Source organism: Desulfovibrio sp. X2 (genome assembly GCF_000422205.1).
Taxonomy (GTDB): domain Bacteria; phylum Desulfobacterota; class Desulfovibrionia; order Desulfovibrionales; family Desulfovibrionaceae; genus Alkalidesulfovibrio.
This window is the reverse complement of record NZ_ATHV01000013.1, coordinates 66,676-83,503: the sequence shown is the minus strand read 5'-3', so window position 1 is coordinate 83,503 and position 16,828 is coordinate 66,676. Positions and strand designations below refer to the sequence as shown.

Annotated in this window: 16 protein-coding genes; 13 read left to right on the top strand and 3 right to left on the bottom strand. The window is 70.0% G+C overall.

Annotation, left to right across the window (positions count from 1 at the left end; all coding sequences use genetic code 11):
* Positions 1–65: 65 nt before the first annotated feature.
* Complete coding sequence (locus tag DSX2_RS04890) at positions 66–992, bottom strand: LysR family transcriptional regulator (protein ID WP_020880041.1); 927 nt, start codon at positions 990–992, stop codon at positions 66–68.
* Positions 993–1,085: 93 nt separating this feature from the next.
* On the opposite strand from DSX2_RS04890, the gene DSX2_RS04885 reads away from it, so the two are divergent.
* Both DSX2_RS04885 and DSX2_RS04880 read left to right on the top strand, forming a co-directional pair.
* Positions 1,086–1,487, top strand: coding sequence for a CidA/LrgA family protein (locus DSX2_RS04885; RefSeq protein WP_020880040.1), 402 nt, complete (start codon positions 1,086–1,088; stop codon positions 1,485–1,487).
* Entirely contained in the window at positions 1,480–2,181 is a 702-nt protein-coding gene (locus DSX2_RS04880) for an LrgB family protein (protein WP_020880039.1), read from the top strand. The genes DSX2_RS04885 and DSX2_RS04880 overlap by 8 nt, the downstream gene beginning before the upstream one ends.
* Before the next feature lie 159 nt (positions 2,182–2,340).
* Here DSX2_RS04880 and rfbA read toward each other — a convergent pair whose 3' ends face one another.
* The gene (gene rfbA / locus DSX2_RS04875) at positions 2,341–3,225 is read right to left on the bottom strand and encodes a glucose-1-phosphate thymidylyltransferase RfbA (RefSeq protein WP_020880038.1); all 885 of its coding nucleotides are present in this window, start codon (positions 3,223–3,225) and stop codon (positions 2,341–2,343) included.
* Between the two features lie 121 nt (positions 3,226–3,346).
* Here rfbA and DSX2_RS04870 point away from each other — a divergent pair, with 121 nt between their 5' ends.
* The 4 genes from DSX2_RS04870 (at position 3,347) to DSX2_RS04855 (ending at position 8,911) form a co-directional block, all read left to right on the top strand.
* Positions 3,347–4,054, top strand: coding sequence for a DUF1614 domain-containing protein (locus tag DSX2_RS04870; RefSeq protein WP_020880037.1), 708 nt, complete (start codon positions 3,347–3,349; stop codon positions 4,052–4,054).
* A 7-nt stretch (positions 4,055–4,061) separates the two neighbouring features.
* Positions 4,062–4,643, top strand: coding sequence for a DUF523 domain-containing protein (locus DSX2_RS04865; protein ID WP_020880036.1), 582 nt, complete (start codon positions 4,062–4,064; stop codon positions 4,641–4,643).
* Positions 4,640–5,470 (top strand): molybdenum cofactor biosynthesis protein B, encoded by an 831-nt coding sequence (locus DSX2_RS04860; RefSeq protein ID WP_020880035.1) that lies wholly within the window; start codon positions 4,640–4,642, stop codon positions 5,468–5,470. The genes DSX2_RS04865 and DSX2_RS04860 overlap by 4 nt, the downstream gene beginning before the upstream one ends.
* Before the next feature lie 192 nt (positions 5,471–5,662).
* A complete protein-coding gene (locus DSX2_RS04855) occupies positions 5,663–8,911 on the top strand; it encodes a UvrD-helicase domain-containing protein (protein ID WP_020880034.1) in 3,249 nt (1,082 codons plus the stop codon).
* 70 nt (positions 8,912–8,981) lie between these two features.
* Here DSX2_RS04855 and DSX2_RS17920 read toward each other — a convergent pair whose 3' ends face one another.
* Positions 8,982–9,152 (bottom strand): hypothetical protein, encoded by a 171-nt coding sequence (locus DSX2_RS17920; RefSeq protein ID WP_328285324.1) that lies wholly within the window; start codon positions 9,150–9,152, stop codon positions 8,982–8,984.
* 188 nt (positions 9,153–9,340) lie between these two features.
* Here DSX2_RS17920 and cbiR point away from each other — a divergent pair, with 188 nt between their 5' ends.
* From cbiR to argC, 7 genes are all read left to right on the top strand, one after another.
* The gene (gene cbiR / locus DSX2_RS04850; protein ID WP_020880032.1) at positions 9,341–10,120 is read left to right on the top strand and encodes a cobamide remodeling phosphodiesterase CbiR; all 780 of its coding nucleotides are present in this window, start codon (positions 9,341–9,343) and stop codon (positions 10,118–10,120) included.
* A gap of 1 nt (position 10,121) precedes the next feature.
* On the top strand, positions 10,122–10,628 hold the full coding sequence (locus DSX2_RS04845) for a bifunctional adenosylcobinamide kinase/adenosylcobinamide-phosphate guanylyltransferase (RefSeq protein ID WP_020880031.1): 507 nt from the start codon (positions 10,122–10,124) through the stop codon (positions 10,626–10,628).
* A gap of 15 nt (positions 10,629–10,643) precedes the next feature.
* Positions 10,644–11,714 carry a bifunctional oligoribonuclease/PAP phosphatase NrnA gene (locus tag DSX2_RS04840; protein WP_020880030.1) on the top strand — a complete coding sequence of 357 codons (1,071 nt, stop codon included), beginning with the start codon at positions 10,644–10,646 and terminating at the stop codon, positions 11,712–11,714.
* A gap of 25 nt (positions 11,715–11,739) precedes the next feature.
* Positions 11,740–14,505, top strand: coding sequence for a DNA polymerase I (polA, locus tag DSX2_RS04835; RefSeq protein WP_020880029.1), 2,766 nt, complete (start codon positions 11,740–11,742; stop codon positions 14,503–14,505).
* A gap of 177 nt (positions 14,506–14,682) precedes the next feature.
* Positions 14,683–15,090 (top strand): large-conductance mechanosensitive channel protein MscL, encoded by a 408-nt coding sequence (mscL, locus tag DSX2_RS04830; protein WP_020880028.1) that lies wholly within the window; start codon positions 14,683–14,685, stop codon positions 15,088–15,090.
* A gap of 234 nt (positions 15,091–15,324) precedes the next feature.
* Positions 15,325–15,570: a DUF1844 domain-containing protein gene (locus DSX2_RS04825; RefSeq protein ID WP_236615082.1), complete on the top strand. Its 246-nt coding sequence runs from the start codon at positions 15,325–15,327 to the stop codon at positions 15,568–15,570.
* A 10-nt stretch (positions 15,571–15,580) separates the two neighbouring features.
* Positions 15,581–16,636 (top strand): N-acetyl-gamma-glutamyl-phosphate reductase, encoded by a 1,056-nt coding sequence (gene argC, locus DSX2_RS04820; RefSeq protein WP_020880026.1) that lies wholly within the window; start codon positions 15,581–15,583, stop codon positions 16,634–16,636.
* The last annotated feature ends 192 nt before the right edge of the window (positions 16,637–16,828 follow it).

Sequence of the window (16,828 nt, the reverse complement as noted above, 5' to 3'; positions counted from 1 at the left end):
TACGCGGGGGCCCGATCGTTTCGTGCGCTCTTTGTCGTGCGCCCTGCATGCGGCGCGCTTTTCGATCAATCCGCCGCGCCCGTCGCGTCCGTCGCGTCCGGTCCGGACCGGCCCGTGCCGAAGTGCGCCGCGGCCAGGGCGAGCCAGGCCCGGGCGGGCGGCGAGAGGTGCGCCCCGCGCCGCCAGACGATCACCGCGCACCAGCGCAGGTCGGCCTCGTCCAGCAGCACCGCGCGCACGGGCAGCGCGCCCTGCCGCTCGGTCATGACGCGCGGCATGAGGGCCACGCCCAGACCCGCCGCCACCAGGGCGAAGATGAAGTCCACCTGGCCGCTGCGCGCCACGGCCTGGGGCGAGAAACCCCGGCGCAGGCAGGCGGCCTCGATGCGCGAGGTGAGGGCGAAGCCCTTGTCGTAGAGGATGAAAGGGGTCTCGGCGAGCTCGGCCAGGCGCACCGAGGAGCGCGCGGCCAGGGGATGGTCGCGCCAGAGCACGGCCATCAGAGGGTCGTCGCGCACCTCCAGGCGCGCGAAGTCGTCCGCCACGGGCAGGAGCGAGACGGCAAGCTCGATGTGGCCTTCCAGCACCGCCTCCTCCAGGGCCGCGCTGCCGCGCTCGAGGAGGTCGATCTCCACGCCAGGGTGCAGGCTGCGGTACTCCGCGATGAGCGGCGCGAAGAGCAGGCTGCTGCCGAAGGGAGGCAGCCCCAGGCGCAGCTTGCCCTGGATGAGCCCCTGCAGCTCGGCGAGGTCGGCCAGGAGACGGTCGCGCTCCGCGAGCATGGCCAGGGCCCGGCCGTAGACCACCTCGCCCGCGTCCGTGAGCCGCACCCCTCCGCCCAGCCGCTCCAGAAGCTGCGCGCCGCACTCGTCCTCGAGCTGCTTCACGGCCTTGCTCACGCTCGGCTGGGTCATGAAGGCCGTCTTGGCCGCGGCGGAAAAGCCGCCCTGCCGCACCACCTCGACGAAGACGCGAAGGTTCCGAAGTTCCATGCCCATTCCCATAGGGCATAACTTTCATTCCTACAATTCATTTCACAAATAGTTCAGGCGTGCCTAGCTTCGAGGTGCACAAGGAGAACGAACATGAGTTTCACATCGCTCAAGCTTTCCGGCCGCAGGGCGCTTCATCGCAGCAGATGGCTGCAGATCGGCGTACTCTCGGCCATCTGGTGGCCCTTCGACCGGCTCGCGAGCGCCCTGTCCCTGCCCATGCCCGGCGGCGTGCTCGGCATGGCGGCGCTGCTCATCCTGCTCCTCTCGGGCCGCGTGCCCGCCGGGTGGCTTCGCCGCGGCTCGTCGAGCCTGCTCGACCACATGATCCTCTTCTTCGTCCCCGCCACCCTGGCCGTGCTCGACCACCGCGAGCTGATGAGCCTCGTGGGCCTCAAGGTCCTGCTGGTCATCGTGGCGGGCACGGTGGCGGTCATGACCACCACGGCCCTGGCCGTGGAGTTCTGCTTCCGCCTGGGGAACCGCCATGCATAGCGGGCTCTGGCACGTCGCCCTGCCCGTGTTCTGGGCGCTGGCCACGCCGCTCTTCTATCTCGCGGCGCGCGCCGTGAACCGCCGCACCGGGGCCTGGTGGAGCTCGCCGCTGCTGCTCTCCTGGCTCTTCTGCCTGGTCCCGGCCCTTCTCCTGCACACCAGCTACCGCGAGTACCTGGTGGGCACGCACTGGCTCCTGACCCTGCTCGGCCCGACCACCGTGGCCTTCGCCCTGCCCATCTACGAGCAGCGCGAGCTGATCCGGCGCCACTGGCCTATCCTGGCCGTGGGGCTCGTGGTCGGCTGCTCCGTGGCGCTGGGCAGCTCGTGGCTGCTGGCCACCTGGCTCAGCCTCTCGCCGGAGCTCTGCCGCACCCTGCTGCCGCGCTCCTTCACCACGCCTTTCGCCATGGCCGCGTCCAGCGACGTGGGCGGCAGGCCGGACCTGACCGCGGTCTGCGTGGTCGTCACGGGGATTCTCGGGGGCATGGTGGGGGAGAGCCTGCGCAAGCTGCTGCCCCTGCGCTCGACCCTGGCCCGGGGGATGATGTTCGGCATGGGCGCGCACGGCGTGGGCGTGGCCAAGGCGCGCGAGGTGGGCCGGGAGGAAGGCTCCGTGGCCGGTCTGGTCATGGTCCTGGCCGGGCTCTCCTGCGTCGCCGTTGCCCCCCTGGTCGCCCTCTTCCTGCACTGAAAAAGGCGACCCAAGCGGCCGCCCCCGACACAAACGCCCCAGTCCCTCAGGCCGCTCAAAAAGCGCCGGATGCAAGGCGCAAGAAACGTTCAGACCCTCGCGTAGTCCACCTACGCGAGGGCCTGAACGTTTCGCAGCAACGCCGCGGACGGCGCGTTTTCAGCGCCCTGAACTGCGCTCCTCGCGCACGACGTCGAGGATGTATTGCCCGTAGGTGTTCTTGGACATCTCGCGGCCGAGCTCTTCCAGTTGGTCGAGGCCGATGTAGCCCATGCGGAAGGCGATCTCCTCGATGCAGGCCACCACGAGGTCCTGGCGCTGCTGGATGACCTGCACGAAGCCCGCGGCCTGGTGCAGCGACTCGAAGGTGCCGGTGTCGAGCCAGGCGTAGCCCCGGCCCAGGAACTCCACGCGCAGTTCGCCGCGCGCGAGGTAGGCGTTGTTCACGTCCGTGATCTCGAGCTCGCCGCGCGGGGACGGCGCGAGCCCCTTGGCGATGGAGACGACGGAGTTGTCGTAGAAGTAGAGCCCCGTGACCGCGTAGCGCGACTTGGGGCGCTCGGGCTTCTCCTCGATGCTGATGGCGCGGCCCGCGGCGTCGAACTCCACCACGCCGTAGCGCTCCGGGTCCTTGACCTTGTAGCCGAAGACCAGGCCGCCCTTCTCCAGGCGCGCGCACTCCTGCAGCTTCTTCGAGAGCCCCTGGCCGTAGAAGACGTTGTCCCCGAGCACCAGGCAGACCGGATCGGCCCCGATGAACTCCTCGGCCAGGAGGAAGGCCTGGGCCAGCCCCTCGGGCCGCGGCTGCTCGATGTAGGTGAGCGAGAGGCCGAGGCGCTCGCCCGTGCCGAACATCTGCCGGAAGCGCGGCAGGTCCTGCGGGGTGGAGATGATGCAGATGTCCCGGATGCCCGCGAGCATGAGCACGGACAGGGGGTAGTAGACCATGGGCTTGTCGTAGAGCGGCAGCAGCTGCTTGCACACGCCGCGCGTGATGGGGGAGAGCCGCGTGCCCGACCCGCCTGCCAGGATGATGCCCTTCATGGAATGCTCCTTCGTCCGGAAAATGGTGCGTGAGGCGAACGCAGGGTGCCGGTTTCTTGCCATGCGCGCAAGAGCGATCTATAGATGAAGACTTGATCGCACCCAAACCCCGCGAGGCGACATGCAAAGAGGCCCATCCTTCCATCTCCCGCTCGGCGGCGTCTTCATGGTCGTCCTCTTCCTGGTTCTGGCCTTTCTCTTCGCCTTCGTCCAGGTGGGTGTCATCACCATCGCCTTCGCCAAGCTCGGCCTGACCCCGAACCAGGGCTTCCTGCTGCTCATGGGCACGCTCTTCGGCGCGGCGGTGAACCTGCCGCTGTTCCGCACCGGGCGCCAGGTCAAGGTCTGCAAGCCGGACCTCTCCCTGATGTTCCGCCACCAGCGCGGCCCCTGGATGCGCTGCGAGGAGGGCACGCTCGTGGACCAGACCGTGGCCGTGAACATGGGCGGCTGCATCATCCCCTGCTTCCTCTCGGCCTGGCTCGTCTCGCACATGGGCGTCTCCCTGCCCCTGATCATCGCCGTGGTCGTTGTCAGCGCGGTCTGCTACAAGCTCGCCCGGCCGGTGCAGGGCGTGGGCATCGGCATCCCCATCCTGGTGCCGCCCCTGGTCACGGCGCTGGCGGCCATCACCCTGGCGCCGCCCGCGCAGGCCCCGGCGGTGGCCTACGTCTCCGGCTCGCTCGGCACGCTCATCGGCGCGGACGTGATGCACCTGCTCCGGCCCGCGACCATGAAGGAGTTGGAGGCCCCCATGCTTTCCATCGGCGGCGCGGGAACGTTCGACGGCATCTTCATCACCGGCATCCTGGCCGTGCTCCTGGCCTGAGGCAGCCATGCAGCCGCTTTTGGTCATGAGCGCCTGCCTCGCCGGGCGGAGGACGCGGTACGACGGGCGGCCCGTCTACGCCGCGCGCCTCGTGGAATATCTCGCGCGCGACTTCGAGATCCTGGCGCTCTGCCCCGAGGTGGCGGCGGGCCTGCCCGTGCCCCGCGAGCCCATCAACCTTTCCGGCACGCCCTTCTCGCCCCTGATGATCGGCGTCGCCACCGGCACGGACTACACCTTCCGCGTCACCGGCCGCATCCTGGAGATGGTGGAGGCCCTGGCCGGAAGGAATCCGGCGGCCTTCGTGCTCAAGAGCAGGTCCCCGACCTGCGCCGCGGTCACGCCCATCCCGGTGTACGACCGCGTGGGCCCCTCGCCGGACAAGCGGGAGAGCCGCGAGATCGGACGCTCCCTGGGCCTGTTCGCGCGCCAGGTGCGCCGCCGCTTCCCGGGCGTGCCCGTGGCCGACGAGCGCGTCCTGGCCGATTCCGCGGCGCTCGAATCCTTCGCCCGCGTGGCCCTGGCCCGGGCCCAGGCGCCCGCCGAGACCGCCCCCGCACCGGATTCATCCCCCAAGGAGAGACCATGACATCCCAGATGCGGCCCGCCCTGCTCGCCGTCACCGCGCCCGAGGGGCTGGCCTGCGACGCCGGGGACACCTGCGCCCTGGTCCAGGGTCCCCTGCCCGGCATCACCCTGCCCCTGCTCGCCTGCGCCCCGGGCTCGCCCCGGCCGCGCGCGGGCTGGATACTCTCGCTCGCGGGCGAGGCGGTGTTCCAGGCCACGGGCACGGCCGTGTGGCCCGGCCAGGGCACGGACGCCCCGGCGACGCCCACGCCCCCCGCCTCCCTGGCCACCCTGCTGCGCGCGAAAAAGCCCTGCGCCCTGTCCGTGGAGACGACCTTCACGGTGGAGCGACGCGGCATCTCGCTGGCCTGGATCACCCTCTCGGACAAGGGCAGCCGGGGCGAGCGCACGGACGCCTCGGGCCCGCTCATCGAGGAGCTCTGCGGCTCGGCCATGGAGCTCTCGCTGGCGCGCGGCCTGGTCATCCCGGACGACGAGGGGCTCTTGCGCGGGCTTCTCTCCTCGCTCGCGCTGGTGGAAGGCTTCGACCTCATCCTGACCACCGGCGGAACCGGCCTCGGCCCGCGCGACGTGACGCCCGAGGCGACGCTCGCCGTCATCGACAAGCGGCTGCCCGGCTTCGAGCGGGCCATGACCCTGACCTCGCTGGAGAAGACGCCGCACGCGGCCATCTCCCGCGCCGTGGCCGGGACCATCGGGCAGAGCATCGTGGTCAACATGCCCGGCTCGCCCAAGGCCGTGCGCGAGACGCTCGGGGCCATCCTGCCCGCCCTGCCCCACGCCCTGGACAAGCTCTTCGGCGACCCCACGGACTGCGGCCAGGGATGACATCTTCAAGGCAAATACAACCCATCGAAATAGTTGATGAACAAATAAGCTGACCCGGAGGCCACGCGGCGGTGGTCTTCGCGGCCGAAAACGGGTATGAAGGGACGGCTGCGGCCCGTGTCGACTGACGGCCGGGCGCGCACTTCACCAGGGGCCTTCTTACGACGCGCGAGGGACGCCGACGACGCCTGCATGGAACGGTTCAGAGCCGATTTACACATCCACTCACGGTATTCCCGGGCCACGTCCAAGGCCCTGACCCCCCGCCACCTCTCCGCCTGGGCCCTGGCCAAGGGCCTGGAGGTCATCGGCACGGGGGACTTCACCCATCCCAAATGGCTCGAGGAGATCGCCGAGTCCTGCGTGGACGACGGCTCAGGCCTCCTGACCCTGCGCTCGCCCAAGGGGCTCTCCTCGGAGATCCCGCACCTGGACGGCTGGCTGCCCCAGGGCCGCACGCGCTTCGTGCTCCAGGCGGAGATAAGCTCCATCTACAAGCGCGGCGGACGCGTGCGCAAGGTGCACAACCTGGTCTTCGTGCCCTCCCTGGACAAGGCGCGCGAGCTGAACGCCAGGCTCTCGGCCATCGGCAACCTCGCCTCGGACGGCCGCCCCATCCTGGGGCTCGACTCCAAGAACCTTCTCGAGATGGTCCTCGAGCTCGGCGGCATGTCCTTCCTCGTGCCCGCGCACATCTGGACGCCGTGGTTCTCGCTCTTCGGCTCGGCCTCGGGCTTCGACTCCATGGAGGAGTGCTTCGGCGACCTCTCGTCGGAGATTTTCGCCCTGGAGACCGGCCTGTCCTCCGACCCGGACATGAACCGCCTCATCTCCGGGCTCGACCGCTTCCGCCTGATCTCGAACTCCGACGCCCATTCCGGCGAGAAGCTCGGCCGCGAGGCCAACATCTTTTCCGGCGAGATGACCTACGAGACCATCTACCGCTCCCTCAAGGGCGAGGGGCTGGGCCAGGGATTCCTCGGCACCTACGAGTTCTTCCCCGAGGAGGGCAAGTACCACCTGGACGGCCACCGCAAGTGCGGCGTGGTGCTGGAGCCGCGCGACGCCATGGCCCGGGGCAACATCTGCCCGGTCTGCGGCAAGCCGCTGACGCTCGGCGTGCTGCACCGCGTCATGGAGCTGGCCGACCGCGAGGCGCCCGAGAACCCGCAGGGCCAACCCGCCTTCTCCTCGCTCATCCCGCTGTCCGAGGTCTGCGGCGAGGTCATCGGCGCCGGGCCCGGCACCAAGAAATCCCAGGCCCTCTACACCAAGGCCGTCTCCCGCTTCGGCTCGGAGATGGGCGTGCTCTGCGACGTGCCGCCCGAGGACCTCTCCCGGGTCCACCCCCTGCTCGGCGAGGCCGTGGGCCGCATGCGCCAGGGCAGGGTGCTGCGCGATCCCGGCTTCGACGGCCAGTTCGGCGTCATCTCGGTCTTCTCCCAGGCCGAGAAGCAGGAGATGCGCCAGGGCCGCTTCCTGGCCACGGGCCTTTCCGGCGGCCTGCTTCCGGGCGCGGAGGCCAGGCCCGCCCAGTCCGCCCAAGCTTCGGGCGAAAAGGCCGACACGGCCCGTTCCGAAATCGCTCCGGCAGGCGCGGCTCCCGCGCCCGGGAAATCCGGCGCGGACGCGGACGCGGCCCCGCTGACAGTCTTTCAGCCCGCGCGCCCCGCCGCGCCCGCCTGGAACGAGGCGCAGCAGCAGGCCATGGCGGCCGGGCCGCACCCGGTCCTGGTGCTGGCCGGTCCCGGCACGGGCAAGACCCAGACCCTCATGGGCCGCGCCGAGGCGCTCATGGCCGCGGGCACCCCGGCCTCGGAGATCCTGGCCGTGACCTTCACCCGCCGCGCCGCGGCCGAGATGCGCGAGCGGCTCGCCCGGGGCAAGGAGGAGGGCACGGCGCTTCCGCGCGCCGACACCCTGCACGCCCTGGCCTTCGAGTACTGGGCCGGGGCCTATGCCGAGGCGCCCACGGTCATGGACGAGGACTCGGCGCGCCGCGTCTTCGCCGAGTGCATGCCCGAGCTTTCCGGCGCGCGCCTGAAGCAGGCCTTCGCCGGGTACATGCTGGCCCGCGAGCAGCGGGCGGTGGACGACGCCATGCGCGAGACCTTCCGCCCCTACGTCAAGAAGAAGGAATACTGGAACCTGGTGGACTACGCGGACCTGCTCGAATTCTGGCTGGAGCAGATAGAGTCCGGGATTTACGTACGCCGCCACCGCCACCTGCTGGTGGACGAGGTCCAGGACCTCTCGGCCCTGCAGCTGGCCGTGGTCAAGGCCCTGGCCGGGCCGGAGGGGACCGGGCTCTTCGCCATCGGCGACCCGGACCAGTCCATCTATTCCTTCCGCGGCGCCCTGCCCGCGGTGGAGGCCGACCTGCGCGCGGCCTGGCCGAACCTCGAGGTCGTGCGCCTGACCGAGAACTACCGCAGCGCGCCGCCGGTGCTCACGCTCTCCGCGGCCCTGTTCCCGGGCCGCGCGCCGCTGCGCGCCCATCTTTCCGAGCCCGGCGAGCAGCTCATCTTCACCGCGCCGGACGCGGCCCGCGAGGCCGCCTGGATCGGCGAGCGCGTGCGCGCCCTGCTTGGCGGGTCGAGCGCCACGCTCGACGGCGGCCGAGGCGGGGGCCTTTCGCCCGGGGAGATCGCGATCCTCGTGCGCTTCAAGGCCCTGGCAGGCCCCATCCGCCGCACCCTGGAACGGCTGGGACTGCCCTGCTCCGTGCCCGAGGCCGAGGCCTTCTGGCTCGAGCCGCGCATCGCGGCCATCATGGCCACGGCCAAGGGATTCCTGGGCATGACCGTGCCCGACGAGGTGGCCCTGCAGACCGCAGGGCTTGCCGCCGAGCCCACGGACGAGGGCGCGGCCGAGGAGCCGGAACCGCTTTCCGTGCCGGAGAAAGTCCTGGCCAAGGGGCCGCTCGGCCTGGCCGCCTATTTCCAGGACCTCAAGCCCTTCGACCGCATGTTCTGGAACGGCAGGCCGTTCAAGGAGTTCTCGCGGGCCTTCGAGGTCCAGGGAGGCTGGGCCGGGCTCGTCAACTGGGTGGATCTGCAGAGCGCCACGGAGCAGGTGCGCCAGAAGGCGGAGCGCGTGCAGATCATGACCCTGCACGCGGCCAAGGGGCTCGAGTTCGGCGCGGTCTTCCTGCCCGCCCTGGAGGACGGGCTCCTGCCGTTCGCGGGCATGGGCTTCCTCTCGGGCAAGGCGTCCGACGAGAGGCCGGACGAGGCCGAGGAGAGGCGGCTGTTCTACGTGGGGCTCACGCGCTCCAGGGGCAGGCTCTACCTCTCCCGGGCCCAGAGCCGGATGCTCTACGGCAGGGAGCTCAGGCTTCCGGCCTCGCGCTTCCTGGAGGCGCTGCCGCAGGAACTCCTGCGCGCCTCGGTCATGGTTCCGAAGACCGTGCGCCAGGAGCGCCAGATTCAGCTGATGTAGCGGAATTTCCGGGCGGGGCGGGCAGGCGGGAAGCGCCTGCCCGGGCGGCGCTGCCCGTGACGGGCCGCGTTCAGTCCGAGAGGCCGACGGGCTCCACGGCCTCGGGGCCGGGCACCCGGCCGCGGCAGTAGACGTGGCGCTCGTAGAAGACCGAGACCCTGAGCGCCACCCCGTGGCTGAGCCCGCAGTCCTTGAGACGGCAATAGACATGAAGCGGATTCAAACTGTGTTGCAGGAACATGCGCATTCTTCTCATGGCCGAACCCCCTCGGCGTCTTCCAGCCGGCTGGTGCTGTCCTTGAGCGAAGCAATATCCGTGCCCGGCAGGCCCTCATCCGGCCTGCGCGCGCGGCCCGCGCCCGGGAGCCGCGGCCTTTGCCGGGCCGGGCGCACGACGCATTCCTGACGCCATGGACACGGAATAAAGACATGCCCAAGACCCGCAAACCGAGCAGCAGCCCTTCCCTGCCCCTGTCCGTGGGGCCCACTGACTTTCCTTTCCGCGTGGCCGCCCCCTCCTGGGTCTGGCCCGGCACGGTGGGAGAAAACTGCCGCCGCCTGGGCGAAATCTTCGACGAGATAGGCATCCTGCTCTTCGAGTCCAAGGCCTGCCTGGAATACGGGGAGGAGGACCTGCCCCGGACCCTGGCCGAGCTCTCCCTCAACTACCACCTGCACCTGCCGCTCGACCTGCCCTGGAAGGACGGAATCCTGGCGGTCAGCCACGTCATCACCTCCCTTCTGGACAAGACCGCCTTCCTCGACCCCTGGGGCTTCGTGGTGCACGCCCCGCCCCACGCCAAGCAGCTGGACGAGCTGGCCTTCTGCTTCATCCACAAGGGAATCAAGCCGGATCGGGTGCTGCTCGAGAACACCAAGGAGTTCAACCCCCTCGAATTCTGGTGCGACATCCGCTACCTGGGCCTGAACCTCTGCCTGGACCTCGGCCACCTGATGCTCTACGGCCAGGAGCGCCTGCTCGAACTGCCCAGGCTCTGGCCGCGCGTGAAGCTCGTGCACCTGTGCGCCCCGGCGCCGGACGGCCGCCACCTGCCGCTGACCGAGCTGGACGCCGAGGGCCGCGCGCTCGTGCGCATCATCCTCTCGCGCATGAGCCCGGACACCGTGGTCATGCCCGAGGTCTTCGACCCCGAGGGCCTGGCCGCCTCCATGGCCGTGCTGCACGAGGTCCTGAGCGGCGGGGGCTAGGATGGTCACGCTGGTGCTCGGGGGACAGTCTTCGGGCAAGTCCGACTTCGCCCTCTCGCTCCTCGACGCCGCGCCCGGCCGCCGCGTCATGGTGGCCACGGGACTGGCCGCGGACCAGGACTTCCGGGCCCGGATCATGGCCCACAAGCGCGGCCGGGAAGCCGCGCTGCCCGTGGTCGAGGCGCGCGCGGACCTGCCCGCCGTGCTCGGCGGGCTCCTGCCCGACCACGACGCCGTCCTCGTGGATGCGCTTGATTTCTGGCTGTATTCCTGCATGATGCAAGGTGAGGAAGAGGCCCGGCTCTCGGAACTGGAACAGGTTCTCGGGGCCGCGGGCGGGAAGGTGGTCGTGCTCGTCTCCCAGGAGGCAGGGCTCTGCCCCGTGGCCGGGGATGCGGCCACTCGCGCCTTCATTCGCGCCCAGGGCACCTGCAACAAGCGGCTGGCCGCGCTCGCCGACGCCGTCTGGCTGGTGGCCGCCGGTCTGCCGCTGCAACTCAAGGGTTGAGCCCGAAGGCACCAGATGGCCTATTTCCGCAAGCTCGACGAGGAACTGCGCCGCCTGACCGGCCTGCTGCAGAAGGACCAGCGCTGGCTGATCCTCATGACCGCCGACCCGGACGCCATGGGCTGCGCCATGGCGCTGCGCCGCATCATCGGCCGCAAGGTGGCCAAGGTGGGGCTCGCGCACATCAACGAGATCAGGCGGCCGGACAACCTGGCCATGATCCGCTACCTGCGCATCCCGACCAAGCTGCTCACGCCCCGCATCGCCGCGCGCTACGACCATTTCGCCCTGGTGGACTCCCAGCCGCACCACAATCCGGCTTTCCAGGACTTCACGTTCTCCATCGTCCTGGACCACCACCCCGTGAAGAAGGAGGCCCCGGTCAAGGCGGACTTCGCGGAGATCCGCACCGAGTACGGCGCCTGCTCCACCCTGCTCACCGAGTACCTCTACAACCTGGACATCAAGCCCGCGCCCTTCCTGGCCACGGCGCTGCTCTACGGCATCAAGTCCGACACCCAGAGCTTCGAGCGCGAGTTCTGCGACACGGACGTGCGCGCCTTCCGCTACCTCTCCAAGTTCGCCAACCAGATGGCGCTCAAGAAGATCGTGCGCAGCGAATACCACCTGCGCTGGCTCGACTACTTCCGCAAGGCGCTCGAGCAGCTGGAGATCTGCGACCAGGGCGCCTACGTCTTCATGGGCAAGGTGGAGAACCCGGACATCCTGGTCATCCTGGCCGACTTCTTCCTGCACGTGCACGAGATCGGCTGGACCGCTGTGGCGGGCCAGTGCAAGAACTCCCTGGTGGTCATCTTCCGCGGCGACGGCCTGACGCGCGACGTGGGCCAGATGGCCTCCGACCTCTTCGGGGACCTGGGCAGCGCGGGCGGCCACAGCCAGGCCGCGCGCGCCGAGATCGACCTCGCCAAGCTCACCGTCTCGCCCGAGGACCTGCTCTGCGGCCGCTTCGACGGCAAGAAGCTGCGCTGCTGCAACGGGCACCTGGGCGAGGCGCCGCCGAGCGCCGCCCCCAAAACCGTGCCCGAGGCCGCGCCCGACGGACCATCCGCGAAGAAACCCTGACCCGACCGCCCGTGCGGCCCGCGACATGCCCTTAAAAGACAGACTCAACCTCGCCCAGGACCCCGTCTACCTCGTGGACGGCTCGGCCTTCATCTACCGCGGCTTCTACGCCTTCCGCGACATGAGCACGCACGAGGGCTTTCCCACCAACGCCGTCTACGTGGTCCTGCGCATGATGCTCAAGATCCTGCGCGAGGAGCGGCCCGCGTTCATGGGCTTCTTCCTGGACGGCAAGGGGAAGACGTTCCGCGACGACATCTACGCCGAGTACAAGGCGCAGCGCCAGGCCACGCCCGAGGACCTGATCAGGCAGATCGAGCCCATCAAGCAGGGACTCGCCCTGCTCGGCCTGCCCATCATCGTCTCCGAGGGCTCGGAGGCGGACGACTGCATCGCCTCGGTGGCCGACCGGCTCAAGGGCGAGCGCCCCGTGGTCATCGTGGGCGCGGACAAGGACCTGCGCCAGTGCCTCGATGCGCGCGTCTGGCTCTGGGACCCGTCCGGCAAGCAGGAGAAGCTCGAGGGCGTGGCCGAGTTCACGGCCGCAACCGGGCTTTCGCCCGCCGCCTGGCCGGACTTCCAGGCCCTGACCGGCGACTCGGCGGACAACATCCCGGGCGTGCCCGGCATCGGCCCCAAGTCCGCGACCGAGCTCATGGCGGGCCGCGCGAGCCTCGAGGAGCTGTGGCGCGACCTGGCCGAGGTGCCCGAGAAGTACAGGAAGAAGCTCACCGGCCAGGAGGAGGCCTCGTACCGCTGGCGCGATCTGACGCGGCTGCGCACGGACTTCTGCCAAGACCTCTCCCTGGAGCGCCTCACCCTCGCCGCGCCCGACATCGCCGGACTCAAGGAGTTCATCAGACAGTACGAGTTCGGCTCGCTCGTGCGCGAGCTGCCGAGGGACATGGCCCGGGAGATTTCGCAGGGGCCGGGCACGGGCCAGGCCTCGGGCCCGAGCCATGGCAAGACGGCGGCTCAGGCCGCCTCCGCCGCGCAGGCCGGGTCCAAGGGCGCGAAAGGCGCCAAGGGCAAGGCTGCCGCCGCGCAGGGAAAGAATCTTTTCGACTTCATGCCCCAGGGCGCCGGGCAGACCGCCCCGGCCGCCGAGGCGGCGTCCGCCGTGGCGGGAACGGCCGGGACGGCGGCCGGGCTGCCGCCCCTCTCCGGCCTGGAGACGGGCTGCGTGCCCCCGGGAACGGGCACGGACGCGCACGGCGCGGGCGCCGACGCCGGGGCCTTCGCCCTGGGCCTCGGCGAGGCCGAGTGGCGCTTTGCCGGGAGCGAGGCCGAGCTTGCCGCCGCGCTTTCAGACTGCGCCTCCCTGGCCGTGCCCTCGCTCAAGGAACTGCTCGGCCGCGATGCCGCGTGGCAGAACGTGCCCCTCGCCCGCGTGCGCGACCTGGGCCTCATGGCCTACCTCCTGAACCCGGAGGAGCGCGAATACGGCCTGCCGCACCTGCTGGCCGCGAGCATCGGCGATCCGGACTTCACGCCCGCGCCGCACGGCGCGCCCGGCCTGGCCGCGCTGGAGCTCGGCCGCACCCTGGCCAAGCGGCTCGAGATCTCGGGCATGGGCGACCTCTACGCAACCCTCGAGCTGCCCCTGGTGCCCGTGCTCACGGACATGGAGCGCGCGGGCGTGGCCATCGACCTCACGGCCTTCACGTCCTTCCTGGCCGAGGTCACCGAGGGCATCGACACGCTGACCGCCAAGATCTACGCCGCCGCGGGCGAGGAGTTCAACGTGCGTTCGAGCCAGCAGCTCGGCCGCATCCTCTTCGAGAAGATGGGGCTGAAGCCCCGGGGCAAGACGCCGGGCGGCCAGCCCTCCACCTCCCAGGCGGCGCTGGAGAAGATGGCCGGGGACAGCGAGCTCATCGACCTGGTCCTGGAGTTCCGGGGCCTGGAGAAGATGCGCTCCACCTACCTCGAGCCCCTGCCGCGGCTCGTGGACGGCCAGGGCCGCATCCACACCACCTTCAACAACCTCTCCACGGCCACGGGCAGGCTCTCGAGCTCGGGCCCGAACCTGCAGAACATCCCCATCCGCGGCCCCATGGGCGGCCGCATGCGGGCCTGCTTCACGGCCGCGCCGGGCAAGCTCCTAGCCTCGGCCGACTACTCGCAGATCGAGCTTCGGCTCCTGGCGCACCTGTGCGGCGACCCCGGGCTGACCTCGGCCTTCAGGGCGGGCGAGGACATCCACGCGCGCACCGCGGCCATCTTGCACGGCAAGGAGCCGGACGAGGTCACGCCCGCCGAGCGGCGCGGCGCCAAGACCATCAACTTCGGCCTGCTCTACGGCATGGGGCCGCAGCGCCTCTCGCGCGAGCTGAAGATCACGCTCACCGAGGCCAAGGACTTCATCGCCCGCTACTTCGAGCGCATGCCGAGGGTGAAGGCCTTCTTCGAGGGCGTGGAGCAGGAGGCGCGGCGCGACGGCTTCGTGACCACCATGCTCGGCCGCCGCCGCCTGCTGCCCGGGCTCCGCTCGCGCAACGACAACGAGCAGTCCCAGGCCGTGCGCCAGGCCATCAACACGCGCGTGCAGGGCTCGGCCGCGGACATCATCAAGCTGGCCATGATCCGCGCCCACGAGGACGCGGAGCTGAAAAGGCTCGACGCGCGCCTGATCCTGCAGGTGCACGACGAACTGCTCGTCGAGGCCCCGGCGGCCACCGCGCAGGCCGCGGGCGAACGCCTGGCCGCGATCATGACCCACGTCGCCGACCTCGACGTGCCCCTGGCCGTGGAATGGGGCGTGGGAAAAAACTGGGCCGAGGCGCACTGACCTTTTCCCCGGCCTCTTTCGCCGAGCCTTTGCGGCCCCTTTGCGGTCCCCTTTGCGGCCCCTTTTGCGGAAGACTTCCTCTCCCGCATCTTCGGGCTTTGCCGTATTTGCCGCCTGCCCGATTTGTGGCATGTTCCGCCGCATGGGCCAGTGAAGGCCCAAGAGGAGGAGCACACCATGAAACTGCTCGAGGAATTCAAGACCTTCGCCGTCAAGGGCAACGCCGTGGACATGGCCGTGGGCATCATCGTCGGCGCGGCCTTCGGCAAGATCGTCAGCTCGCTCGTGGCCGACGTGATCATGCCGCCCATCGGGCTCGCGCTCGGCGGGGTGAACTTCACGGGCCTGACCGTGACCCTGCGCCAGGCCGCGGGTGACACCCCCGCGGTGGTCCTGCGCTACGGCGCCTTCATCCAGACCGTGGTGGACTTCGCCATCGTCGCCTTTGCGGTCTTCCTGCTGGTCAAGGGCATCAACTCGCTCAAGCGCAAGGAGGAGGCCGCCCCGGCCGCGCCGCCGGCGCCGACCAAGAGCGAGGTTCTGCTGGGCGAGATCAGGGACCTGCTGAAGGACGGCAACCGCTGATCCCCGGCGTTGCCGCTGCGGGCGCCGCACCGGGCGCGGCCGTCGGCGCCGCGCCTTGGGCGCTCCGGCTTCTTGAGGGCGCTGAGGTATTGCGGTACATGGGGTTGCACGTCTGATCGGCGGTATTATGGTATCGCCGAGTCCGACGTAAGCAAGGAGACGTTCATGACCGCGACCGACACGCCCGAACACGCCGCCGGCCACCCGACCGAAGGATGCGGCTGCGGCGGCCTGATGCCCGAGGTGACCTTCTCCACCTTCGTCCTGTCGCTGGCCTCCTCGGCCCTGGTGCACCTCGGCGAGGTGCCCGCGCCCGAAAGCGGCACGATGCAGGAGGACCTGACCCTGGCCAAGCACACCATCGACATCCTGTGCATGCTGAAGTGCAAGACCGCCAAGTGCCTGGAGCCCGACGAGGCCCGGCTGCTCGAGGACGTGCTCTTCGAGCTGCGCATGAAATACGTCGCCAAGACGAAGTAAAGGACCCGCAATGCCCTCTCTCTTTCGCGCCGGACTGGTCGGAGTGACCGGCTACACCGGCATGGAACTGGCCCGGCTCCTGGCCTCCCACCCGTCCCTCGAACTCGTGCGCGCCACCTCGCGCAGCGAGGCGGGCAGGCGCCTGGCCGACCTCTTCCCCCATCTGGAGAAGACCGCTCCCGGAGACGTGGTCGTGAGCGAGCCCGACGTGGCGGACCTGAAGGCCGCCTGCGACGTGGTCTTCCTGGCCGTGCCCCACGGCACCGCCATGGACATGGCGGGCGAGCTGCTCGACGCGGGCGCCCGCGTGGTGGACCTCTCGGCCGACTTCAGGCTGCACGACAAGGACGTGTACGAGAAGTGGTACGGCCTGGCCCACCGCCGCACCGACCTCCTGGGCGAGGCGGTCTTCGGCCTCGTGGAACTCTACCGCGAGAAGGTGAAGCACGCCCGCCTGGTGGCCAACCCGGGCTGCTACCCGACCTCGGCCATCCTCGGCCTGACCCCGGCGCTGGAATCGGGCATCGCGGAGCCGGACGGCATCGTCATCGACTCCAAGTCCGGAGCCACGGGCGCCGGTCGCGGGGCCAAGGTGCCCATGCTCTTCTGCGAGGTCTCGGACAGCTTCCGTGCCTACGGCATCGGCACGCACCGCCACACGCCGGAGATCGAGCAGGAGCTTTCCAAGGCCGCGGGCGGAGAGCTGACCGTCTCCTTCAACCCGCACCTGCTGCCCCTGAACCGGGGCATCCTCTCGACCATGTACCTGCGGCTCAAAAAGCCCATGACCACGGCCGAGGTGCGCGAGATCTACCTTTCCCGCTACGCTGACGAGCGCTGGGTCAGGGTGCTGCCCGAGGGCAGGTTCCCGGAAACGCGCAGCGTGCGCGGCACCATGTTCTGCGACCTAGGACTCGTGTCCGATCCCCGCACCGGGCGGCTGGTCGTGCTCTCGGCCATAGACAACCTCTGCCGCGGCGCGAGCGGACAGGCGCTGGCCAACGCCAACCTGATGCTCGGCCTGCCGGAGGACGCGGGCCTGACCCTGGCGCCGCTTGCGCCATGAGGTGAACCGACACGCTGCACCCCGACGACCTCACGGCCGAGCCGGTCTTCATCGCGCGGCAGCCCATCTTCGACCGCGCCGAGAACATCTGGGGCTATGAGCTGCTCTTCCGCACGAGCCAGCAGTCGGAGTGCTTCGACCTCGTCGACGGCGACGCGGCCACGAGCCAGGTCATCGCGGAGGGCTTCGTCC

Bases quoted from the DNA above. Each gene is read 5' to 3' on its own strand.
- DSX2_RS04885 (WP_020880040.1), top strand. From the start codon at position 1,086: ATGAGTTTCACATCGCTCAAGCTTTCCGGCCGCAGGGCGCTTCATCGC.
- DSX2_RS04880 (WP_020880039.1), top strand. From the start codon at position 1,480: ATGCATAGCGGGCTCTGGCACGTCGCCCTGCCCGTGTTCTGGGCGCTG.
- DSX2_RS17920 (WP_328285324.1), bottom strand. From the start codon at position 9,152: ATGTTCCTGCAACACAGTTTGAATCCGCTTCATGTCTATTGCCGTCTC.
- argC (WP_020880026.1), top strand. From the start codon at position 15,581: ATGCCCTCTCTCTTTCGCGCCGGACTGGTCGGAGTGACCGGCTACACC.
- DSX2_RS04840 (WP_020880030.1), top strand. From the start codon at position 10,644: ATGGCCTATTTCCGCAAGCTCGACGAGGAACTGCGCCGCCTGACCGGC.
- DSX2_RS04865 (WP_020880036.1), top strand. From the start codon at position 4,062: ATGCAGCCGCTTTTGGTCATGAGCGCCTGCCTCGCCGGGCGGAGGACG.
- DSX2_RS04855 (WP_020880034.1), top strand. From the start codon at position 5,663: ATGGAACGGTTCAGAGCCGATTTACACATCCACTCACGGTATTCCCGG.
- DSX2_RS04825 (WP_236615082.1), top strand. From the start codon at position 15,325: ATGCCCGAGGTGACCTTCTCCACCTTCGTCCTGTCGCTGGCCTCCTCG.
- rfbA (WP_020880038.1), bottom strand. From the start codon at position 3,225: ATGAAGGGCATCATCCTGGCAGGCGGGTCGGGCACGCGGCTCTCCCCC.
- polA (WP_020880029.1), top strand. From the start codon at position 11,740: ATGCCCTTAAAAGACAGACTCAACCTCGCCCAGGACCCCGTCTACCTC.
- cbiR (WP_020880032.1), top strand. From the start codon at position 9,341: ATGCCCAAGACCCGCAAACCGAGCAGCAGCCCTTCCCTGCCCCTGTCC.
- mscL (WP_020880028.1), top strand. From the start codon at position 14,683: ATGAAACTGCTCGAGGAATTCAAGACCTTCGCCGTCAAGGGCAACGCC.
- DSX2_RS04870 (WP_020880037.1), top strand. From the start codon at position 3,347: ATGCAAAGAGGCCCATCCTTCCATCTCCCGCTCGGCGGCGTCTTCATG.
- DSX2_RS04890 (WP_020880041.1), bottom strand. From the start codon at position 992: ATGGAACTTCGGAACCTTCGCGTCTTCGTCGAGGTGGTGCGGCAGGGC.
- DSX2_RS04845 (WP_020880031.1), top strand. From the start codon at position 10,122: ATGGTCACGCTGGTGCTCGGGGGACAGTCTTCGGGCAAGTCCGACTTC.
- DSX2_RS04860 (WP_020880035.1), top strand. From the start codon at position 4,640: ATGACATCCCAGATGCGGCCCGCCCTGCTCGCCGTCACCGCGCCCGAG.